The organism is Oscillochloris sp. ZM17-4 (assembly GCF_019599295.1).
Lineage (GTDB): Bacteria > Chloroflexota > Chloroflexia > Chloroflexales > Chloroflexaceae > Oscillochloris.
The window spans coordinates 1-8,643 of the sequence record NZ_JAIEWN010000090.1 but is presented as its reverse complement, the minus strand read 5'-3'; the positions used below and the strand labels follow the sequence as shown (position 1 = coordinate 8,643).

At 67.8% G+C, this 8,643-nt stretch carries 9 protein-coding genes; all 9 read right to left on the bottom strand.

The genetic code is table 11. The features are described 5' to 3' along the window. Nucleotides 1-94: 94 nt before the first annotated feature. The 9 genes from K2Z83_RS27190 to K2Z83_RS27150 all read right to left on the bottom strand — a co-directional run bounded on the left by K2Z83_RS27190 (nucleotide 95) and on the right by K2Z83_RS27150 (nucleotide 8,551). Nucleotides 95-2,311, bottom strand: coding sequence for an HAD family hydrolase (locus K2Z83_RS27190; protein WP_220598309.1), 2,217 nt, complete (start codon nucleotides 2,309-2,311; stop codon nucleotides 95-97). Nucleotides 2,312-2,315: 4 nt separating this feature from the next. Then, nucleotides 2,316-2,618, bottom strand: coding sequence for an acyl carrier protein (locus K2Z83_RS27185; protein WP_220598308.1), 303 nt, complete (start codon nucleotides 2,616-2,618; stop codon nucleotides 2,316-2,318). A 113-nt stretch (nucleotides 2,619-2,731) separates the two neighbouring features. Beyond that, the gene (locus K2Z83_RS27180; protein ID WP_220598307.1) at nucleotides 2,732-3,796 is read right to left on the bottom strand and encodes a 3-oxoacyl-ACP synthase III family protein; all 1,065 of its coding nucleotides are present in this window, start codon (nucleotides 3,794-3,796) and stop codon (nucleotides 2,732-2,734) included. Between the two features lie 50 nt (nucleotides 3,797-3,846). Then, the gene (locus K2Z83_RS27175; RefSeq protein ID WP_220598306.1) at nucleotides 3,847-4,089 is read right to left on the bottom strand and encodes an acyl carrier protein; all 243 of its coding nucleotides are present in this window, start codon (nucleotides 4,087-4,089) and stop codon (nucleotides 3,847-3,849) included. Nucleotides 4,090-4,251: 162 nt separating this feature from the next. Continuing rightward, entirely contained in the window at nucleotides 4,252-4,926 is a 675-nt protein-coding gene (locus tag K2Z83_RS27170; RefSeq protein ID WP_220598305.1) for an acetyltransferase, read from the bottom strand. A 32-nt stretch (nucleotides 4,927-4,958) separates the two neighbouring features. Beyond that, nucleotides 4,959-5,624 carry a PIG-L deacetylase family protein gene (locus tag K2Z83_RS27165; protein ID WP_220598304.1) on the bottom strand — a complete coding sequence of 222 codons (666 nt, stop codon included), beginning with the start codon at nucleotides 5,622-5,624 and terminating at the stop codon, nucleotides 4,959-4,961. A gap of 124 nt (nucleotides 5,625-5,748) precedes the next feature. After that, the gene (locus K2Z83_RS27160; protein ID WP_220598303.1) at nucleotides 5,749-6,624 is read right to left on the bottom strand and encodes a GNAT family N-acetyltransferase; all 876 of its coding nucleotides are present in this window, start codon (nucleotides 6,622-6,624) and stop codon (nucleotides 5,749-5,751) included. Nucleotides 6,625-6,637: 13 nt separating this feature from the next. Then, complete coding sequence (locus tag K2Z83_RS27155) at nucleotides 6,638-7,342, bottom strand: sugar transferase (protein WP_220598302.1); 705 nt, start codon at nucleotides 7,340-7,342, stop codon at nucleotides 6,638-6,640. Nucleotides 7,343-7,417: 75 nt separating this feature from the next. Further along, nucleotides 7,418-8,551 carry a glycosyltransferase family 4 protein gene (locus tag K2Z83_RS27150; RefSeq protein ID WP_220598301.1) on the bottom strand — a complete coding sequence of 378 codons (1,134 nt, stop codon included), beginning with the start codon at nucleotides 8,549-8,551 and terminating at the stop codon, nucleotides 7,418-7,420. Nucleotides 8,552-8,643: the final 92 nt, after the last annotated feature.

Genomic DNA, 8,643 nt, shown 5'->3' with positions numbered 1-8,643 from the left:
AACGCATCGCCGTAGCACGATGCCATCCGCTGGACGGAACCAATATCGATGAGATCGATCCCGCTCAGCAACGCCGTGCGCGCGTTATCGGACTTCATCTACTCACCACCTCTGAGCGGACCCGAATGAACTCACAGCGAGTCGTGGCCTGCGAGGTCAGGTCGAGCCCATAGTACATGGTGCCGTCGGGCTGCTCCCCGGCCAGCGCGAAGCCGAGCCGGGGGTACAGCTGGGCGACCATGGCATTCTTCGCCGTGGGGGTGTAGACCCCACGCAGCGCCCGCACGCCGCGCGCGTACGCGGCCTCGATAAGCGTCTGGAGCATCAACTGCTCCATCTGCCGGCCGATCACGCGGCAGCTCATCAGCCAAGTGTCGATCTCCCAGGTCGAGATGTCGGCGGGAACCCGGCGGGCGATCATGACACCGACCAGGCCGTTGTCGCCAAAGCGGTCGTTCAGCTTAAAGTACTGCGTCCAGCTGCCGTCCTGCCCTATCAGCTGGCGGATCTCCGCCTCCGAGCGCCGCCGGCTGGTCAGGTTGAACTGGTTTGTCTTGCCGATCAGCTGGGCCACGCGGGCCAGCACGGGCTCGCCGACCACGCCGATCTCGGCGACCATATCGAGGCTGCGCAGGAAGTCCTCCAGCGAGGGGGCCACCGCCTGTAGCTCGGCGCGGAGGGCGTTCGAGCGGTAGCTCAGGTGCCGCTCGCGGTCCTCCTGGGACAGCGCCCACGACTCGAAGTACAGGCCGCGGTCGAGCGCCGCGATATAGCCGGCCGGGTCCGCGCCGCACTCTGGCGTCGCCACCTCGGGCAGCTCCCGCCGCATCAGATCGCGCTCGGCGGGGTTGTCGTCGAGGAACACGAAGCTATCGACGCCGAGGTTCAGCTGGCTGGCGATCTCGCGCAGGTTGGCCGGCTTATCGCGCCAGTTGGCCCGGAAGAGCACAATATCATCCAGCCGCAGCACCATAGCGTCGTGATGGAGGAACGGCAGCCGGGCGTCCTCGTCGTTGTTCTTGGAGCAGACGACGAGCAGGACGCCGCGCTCCTTCAGCTCAGCGGCGTAGCGCTGCAGGGCCTGGTGCGCCTCGCCGACGGCCGAGGGCGGGCCGAGGCGGATGCCCTCCAGCCCGTCCTCGCCGATCACGCCGCCCCACAGGGTGTTGTCGAGATCGAGGGCCAGCACCTTCTTGGCCAGGCCCAGCCCGGCGCGGACCAGCGCCGCCTGCCGGTCGATGAGGGGCACCAGCGCGTCGGCGGCCGGGTACTGCTTCGCCGTGTACCAGTAGGCCATATCCGACCAGCGCCGCTTCCCGTAGCTGGCCGCGACGTGGTCCAGGTCGAGCACGGCGACGGCACCCGGCGCGATCTCCAGGAGCCGACGATTGATCTCGCGCAGCATATGGCCCCTGCCGCCGGGCAGAGACAGGCCCAGGTGCCCGTAGGCGTCGATCGGCGGCAGCTCGAAGTTGTGCTGAATGATGCGGCACGCATGGCGCTGGAGCAGGGACTCCCAGAGCTGACGCACCTCGCCGACGACGCGCTGGACCTCATCGTCCGGGCGGGCGGAGAATGGCGGCAGGTTCGCATCGTGCCAGTGGGTGGCGATCAGGACGAAGTCTGGCGCGAAGGCGTAGAGGCCAGACGCCGGGCTCAGGATCTCCTGCTGGATGTTGCCGTACGGCCCGACATACAGGCTGGCGTCGATGCCGTCCCGAAAGCAGGCCAGGCGCAGCAGCGAGACCATGAGGTCGCTGGTGGTGCTGGAGAGGATGGCGATCCGCGCCTTGCGCTGCGCCGGAGGCACCCCCTGGCGGCTCAGGCGGTCGAGCAGCCTGGCGGCCACGGTGAGGAAGCCGTACTCCTCCTGGCCGACGATGGCGCGGCGCAGGTCGGCGAATGCCTCGTCGATCCGGCCGAGCCGCCTATACACGCGGGTGCGCGCCAGGTACGCCTTGTGGAGCGCGCCGCCGCCGCGGTCGATCACCCGGCCCCATGCCGCCAGCGCGGCGTCGTCCGGCCCGACGATCTCCAGCAGCCGCGCCGCGATCCAGCTGCCCCGGGCGCTCTCCCACCAGGGCGACTCCGCGTCGAGGTAGGGCGCCAGCGACGCCGAGTCGGCCAGCCCGCGCGACTCGATCGCCGCCAGGCAGGCCTCGATCAGCGCCTCATCATAGTCGGGGGCCGCGCCGACGACATTGTCGACCAGATCGAGCACGTCTTCGTCTGCGACCTGGGCCAGCATGGCGGTCACAAACGCCTCGGTGATCGGGAGGCGTTCGATGTTCAGGCAGACAGTGGTTCTCATGAGCTCACCCCTCGTATGCCTGGGCAGCTGCGGGCGTCGGGCGCGCCGCCGCGAGGATCGCGCCGCCGTCGCGCCGCTGCGCGTACGATTCCAGGAGCCGCACGATATCGGCGACCGAGCGGATGCCCCCAACCTCGTCCGTCGTAAAGCGGACGCCAAACTCTACCTCTGTGGCCAGCACGATATGCACGGTCGCCACCGAGTCCCAGTCTTCGTAGGCGCCCGCTGCCAGATCGCTGGAGATCCGCAGGGTCGGGTCGTTGAAAACGTTGCGAAAGACGGACTGAAGGCGGTAGAAGGTGTTCACGGTATCCCCCCCTTGGTCGCTCTATCATCGGTGGCAGGTCACCAGGCCGGGCCGTGGGCGCCTGGCCGCAAGCGGGCCCGGAGAGGCCAGCGCCCCCCGGGCGCGTCGGCATATCACTCGGCCTCGCCGGGCTCGACCGGCCCCTGCACGGGCGGGCCTGCCTCCTCGGGCCACTCGATCACGGCCACGCCCCAGGACAGCCCGTTGCCGAACGAGGCGAGCAGGATGCGCTGGCCGGGGTGCAGCCGCCCCTGGCGCCACGCCTCGGCCAGCACCAGCGGCGTGGAGGCGCTGGCCAGGTTCCCCACCGACTCCATGTAGTAGAATCGCTTCGACTCCGGCACCTCAAGCACGCGGTAGATCATATCGACCATCGTCTTATTCGCCTGGTGCAGAAGCACCAGGTCGAGATCATCGACCGTCAGCTGAAACTGATCGAGCGCCTGCCGGATGACCTCGGGGATCTTATAGACCGAGAAGTGGAACACCGCCGGCCCATTCATGTACAGGTGCTCCTGGGTCCGCACGATGCCCGACTCGTCGGTGATCTCCCGCCGCGTCGCCTCGCTGCGCGGGATGCGCGCGCCCGACGCGGGGATCATGATGTGCTGCGCGCCGCTCCCGTCGGTGCCCAGCCGGAAGCCGCGGAACCCGCCGCCGCTAGCGCTCGCCTCCAGAAGGGTCGCCACCGCCCCGTCGCCGTGCAGCGGCACCAGGCCCCGGTCTAGCGGGTGGATCACGGGCGACAGCGCATCGGCGTTCAGCACGAGCGCCCGATGGGCCACGCCGGCGGTGATCATCCCGTGCGCGACCGCCAGGCTATAGGGGTAGCTTGAGCAGCCCAGGTTGATGTCGAACGCCGCGCAGGTGTCCGCGAGCCCCAGCCGCCCGTGCAGCGAGCAGGCGGTCGCCGGGATCTGGTGGTCGCCGGTCTGCGAGGCAAAGATCAGCAGATCGATGCGCTGCGGGTCTATCCGGCGGTCGTCGAGCAGCCGCCTGGCGGCCCAGTAGGCGAGGTCGGAGGCGGTCTCCCCAGGCGCGACGATGCGCCGCTCCTCAATGCCGGCCATCTTCGTGATCGCCTTGAGCTGGCGCTCGCCGAAGCGCTCCGCCAGATCTGCGTTGGTCATGCGGCCCTTCGGCACGCAGTAGTGCATCGCGGTAATGATCGTATTCATAGAGGTTTACCTTTAGGCGCGGAAACCCATGAGCTTTACCCTGGGCGCTGTCACTCGGTGAGCACGATGCCCTGGCGATCGGCCAACGCCTCAACGTCGCGATAGTAGCGGAGCCGGCTCGCGTCTTCCGGGCTCATCTTGATCCCCGCCTGGGCGTCCAGGGCGAGCATCAGCATGAGCACGGCAACCGAGTTGAACTCCTCCAGCGTCGTCATGTCCGTATCCGGCTCTAGCAGCTCCGGATCGATCTCCAGACCCTCGGCCACAATCTTGCGAAGTGCAAAGCGATTCATGGCAGACCCTCATCTCCCTCGATACGCAGGGCTGATTCACCGTCACCTCCCGGCGGGGCTGCGGCGGCGAAGCCCCATGCGTATCAGCGTAAGCCTCCGGCTCCTCGGGATCTCTTGTTGCTGGCGCTGCGGCGGCGCGGCGTAGCCGCGCCGCACAGCCCGCTAGTTAACGGCCGTGCTCGCTGCGCGCTGGAAGGTGACGCGGGCGGGGTTCCCCACTGCCGTGGCGCCGTCGGGGATATTCGCCAGCGCGAACGAGCAGGCGCCGAGCGTCGCGTAGCGCCCCACGCGCTTGTACTGGACGATGACCGCGTTCGAGCCGAGGGCCGCCCCCTCGTCGAGCACGCTGCCGCCAGAGACCCGCGCGCCGGGTGAGATCTGGGCGAAGTCGCCGAGCACGGCGTCGTGGCCGACCGTGGCGAGGTTGTTGATGATCACGTGGTTGCCGACGCGCGCGTTCGGGCAGAGGATGGAGTACTCGCCCACGTAGGTGCCGACCCCCACGACCGCATCCTCGGCGACGATCACCGAGGGGTCGATGATCGAGACCGGCGTCCATCCGAGGGCCAGCACGCGCTCAACCACGCGGGCGCGGATCTGGTTGTTGCCGATGGCGCAGAGAAAGCAGGGCTTTGCGGAGCGCTCCGCGTCGACCTGCTCCAGCGAGCCCAGCACTGGGGCGCCGTAGATAACCTGGCCCCTCTTGGCGGGGTCGTCGTCGCAGTACCCCAGGATCTCATAGGTCGGTTGGGCAGCATTGAGCTTCTTCGCGCTCCAGAGCACCTCTTTGCCAAAGCCGCCGCACCCAACCACGATGAAAGGTCGTCGCTGTAGCATTATTCCTCTCCTCGCTCTATGCCAAGCACCGCTCACCGCACCACCTCGCGAACCAGCATGAACGCCTCGGCCGCCGACACGCTCACCGTCCCGCCGCGCAGCCGCGCGAGCGCCTCGATCGACGGCAACGACCGCGAGTGCGGCGCCGCCTTCGTCTGCGTGCGGTAGCACTCCATCGCCTTCAGCTTGAGCTCAAGAAAATCCGTGATCTCGACAAAGACCGTTGGCGTGAACGTGTTGTTGCCGAATGGCGAGGCCCAGTCGGTCTCCGACAGCGTCTCATAGCACAGAAGCCGCCGCACCGAGCAGTCGTCGATCGGGCGCGCGGCCACCAGCGTGGCCTGGTACACCGCCTGGTGGTCGCCGTGGAGGTCGCCTTGGTATGGCGCGTAGACGACCTCGGGCCGAAGCTCCTGGACGACGCGCTTGATCGCGTCTGCCAGCAGATACCCAGCGACCGTGTCCAGCCGCGGGGAGGGGAAATCCAGGAAGTGGATGCCGGCGCCGCCCAGGAGCGCGTGCGCCGCGCGCAGCTCGCGAAAAATCAGATCGACGTGGTCGGGCGGGAAGATCTCGGGGATGCCGCGGGTGACGATCAGCACGTGTACCGCGTCCCCCTGGGCCGCGTGGCGCGCCATCACGCCCCCGCAGCCCAGGACCTCATCGTCGGCGTGAGCAGCGACAACTACTACGTTCATCTCATTCTGGCAACGCCGCAGCCGGGCCGGCGCTGAGCTGCGGCATGCGCGCAGCTCGGGCGGCCCTCGCGTCGCTCTTCCTTTCTGTGATTGTGGGCGCTCCCGGCGCGGGCCCCCGGGGCGGCTAGAAGATATCCGACAGCAGCAGGCCGAAGCGCAGCTTCGGCACCTCGGAGGCGATCGGCAGGGAGTACATGCGCACGCTGTAGTCGGTGTGCCGCTCCATCGTGGCCGGGTCGAGCCCGATCGCGCTGGCGTGGACGCCGGACATGCGCGCCTGCCGCGCGCCGGTGTAGGCCAGCAGCGCGCCCAGGTCGTGCGCGCCGAGCTCCGGCTGCGCCGTGTGGGCATCCAGCACCATCAGCAGGTGGCCATCCAGGAGCTTGTAGATGATCTCCAGCCGGCCGTTCACCAGCTCCGCCATGTACGGGATCGCGTGGCTGCGCCACTCGCGGTAGGTCGCGTCGCAGGGGTGGTCGAGCTCATCAGGCCGGCCGCTCAGTCCGAACGACCCCAGCGGCACAACCTGCGCCCACTCCTGATCCGGCCGATCTGGCCGCCAGTTATACAGCCCGGTCTCCACCATCATCTGCCACTTGAAGCCGTGCTCGATCAGCTGAAAGGAGTTGGCGTTCGGGAAGGTCAGCAGAAATGGCAGCTCCCGCGCCCTCGCGGCACCCAGCGCCGTGTTCATCAGCTCGTAGAAGGCCAGGAAGCCCTTCCGGTACTGCGGGTGGAGCATCAGGCTGATGCCCAGGTAGTACGGGTAGCCCTGGCCCGCGCGGTCGACCAGCTTCTGGGGGACCAGCGCGTAGTGGCCGACCAGCATGTCGTCGCTGTAGCCCAGTGCGACGATCGGGTCGCCATAGGGGTTCTCGAAGTAGTAATCGGACCACGACCGCATATCGAGCTCGCGGCCGAAGGCGCTCTGGAACAGCGCGGTGACATCCCCAAGGGCTGCCCTGGCCTCAGCCGCCGAAGCGATCAGCTTAACCTTCATCGAGCTCCTCCGTTCACTGTTGGTTGACGATCTCGCGCTCCATGAGCGGGACGGGCTGTTGCGCTTCGTAGTGATACGTCTCGTACTGGCTCACCTGAAGCGACAGGGCGCTGCGCTTAAACTCAGGGACGCTGCTCTGATCGCCGCGGTAGGAGTTGGGCCGGCTATCGCGCCGGATCACCGCGAGGAGGATCCGCGCCATAATCTCGATGTCCTTCCAGAAGCTGTAGTTATCGACATACCAGACATCGTGACGAAAGATCGCGTCCCAGTCGTGGCTGTCGCCCCCAAACAGCGCCGCGTAGCCCGCGACACCCGGCTTCACCTCGTGACGCCGATTCTGGAAGGAGGTGTAGCGGCCCAGGTACGTGACCAGCAGCGGCCGCGGGCCGATCAGGCTCATATCGCCCATGAGCACATTCAGCAGGCCCGGCAGCTCATCGAGGCTGGTGCTGCGCAGGAAGTGCCCGAGCGGCGTCATCCGCTCGGGGTCCGGGAGCAGATTGCCGTGCGCATCGCACGCGTCGGTCATCGTGCGGAACTTGAACAGCATGAAGGGCCTGCCGCGCAGGCCGGCCCGCTCCTGGCGGAAGAAGATAGGTGCGCCGAGCTTCGTGCGGATGAGCAGTGCCGTGACCAGCATCACCGGAGACAGGACGACGAGCGCCAGAACCCCCAGCACGAGATCGAGTGCCCGCTTGCCAATCCTGCGATACATTGATTCGCTCCTTTCCTTCGCTTGTGTCGTCGCCAGTGAGACGCATGCGCAAAGGACAGGAAGTGCCTGGTAGTCTCATAGCGCTTTCGCGTACAGCTCATCGTGAAGCGCAATAACCCGGCGCAGATCGTAGGTTGCGATCTGCGCGCGCCCCCGCTGAGCCATGGCGCGGGCCTCGCCAGGATGGCGAAGCACCCAGGCCATTGCATGAGCCAGACCCCCCACATCCCCCACCTTGAACATCAGCCCCCTTCCGTCAGCGAGCAGATCACGGACACCCCGAATGTCCGTTCCGATGACCGGCACCTCCAGGCTCTGGGCCTCCATCACGCTCCGCGGCAGCCCCTCTGCACACGACGGGAGGACCAGGGCGGACGACGCGCACATCAGCGCCGGGATGTCCCGGCGGAACCCCAGGAAATGCACGCGGTCATGGATGTTCAGCTCGGCCGCGAGCTGCCGCAGCGGCTCCAGCAGCGGGCCCTCCCCGGCCAGGGCCATGTGCGCATTCCGCCCCACCAGGCGCGCGAACGCCCGCAGCGCGTCCGCATGGCGCTTACGCGGGATCAGCTCCGCCACCACGAGCAGCAGCTGGTCGGCCGAGGCCAGCCCCAGATCCAAGCGCACCCGCTCCACCGCGCTCGCCGTGACGCTCTCGGCCTTATAGAAGCCCAGATCCAGGCCGATGCCGGGCATGTAGCAGACCCGATCAGGCGGCACGATCCGGTGGCGGCGCGCCGCCGCCTCGTCCTGGCGGTTGATCACCACCTGGTAGTCGGTCCAGCGTCCGGCCAGCTTCTCCAGGCCCAGGAAGGCGACATTCTTGTGGAAGGGGTTGCCCTGGCCGAAGTTGAAGCCGTGGGCGGTGTAGATCACCTTCGGGCCGTCCCGCCCGCGCACCGAGCGCAGCGCGTAGCGGGTCACAAACCCCGCCACCGCCGTGTGGACGTGGATCAGGTCGTACCGCTCCCGCCGCACGATCTGGCGAACGACCCGCGGCGTGCGGACGAGGTTCTGCGGGCTCAGCGGGCTGCGCGACCAGTCGACCGGCCAGACGTGGTCGAAGGCCATCGCCACCTCTGGCCGCACCGCGCCGCCCCTGGTCATCGCATCGACCTGCCAGCCCTGCTCGCGGAAGTGGCGCGCGAACGGTAGCAGGAAGGCGGAGAGCGTGGCGGGAACCGTCGTAACAATCAGCAGACGTTTCATGCGTGTCCTCTCCAATGACGGGGAGAAGGGCGCCCAGGGAGCGCGCGGCTCTCCCCGGCCCGCCCCGGCCCGCCCTTAGAAACATAGACATG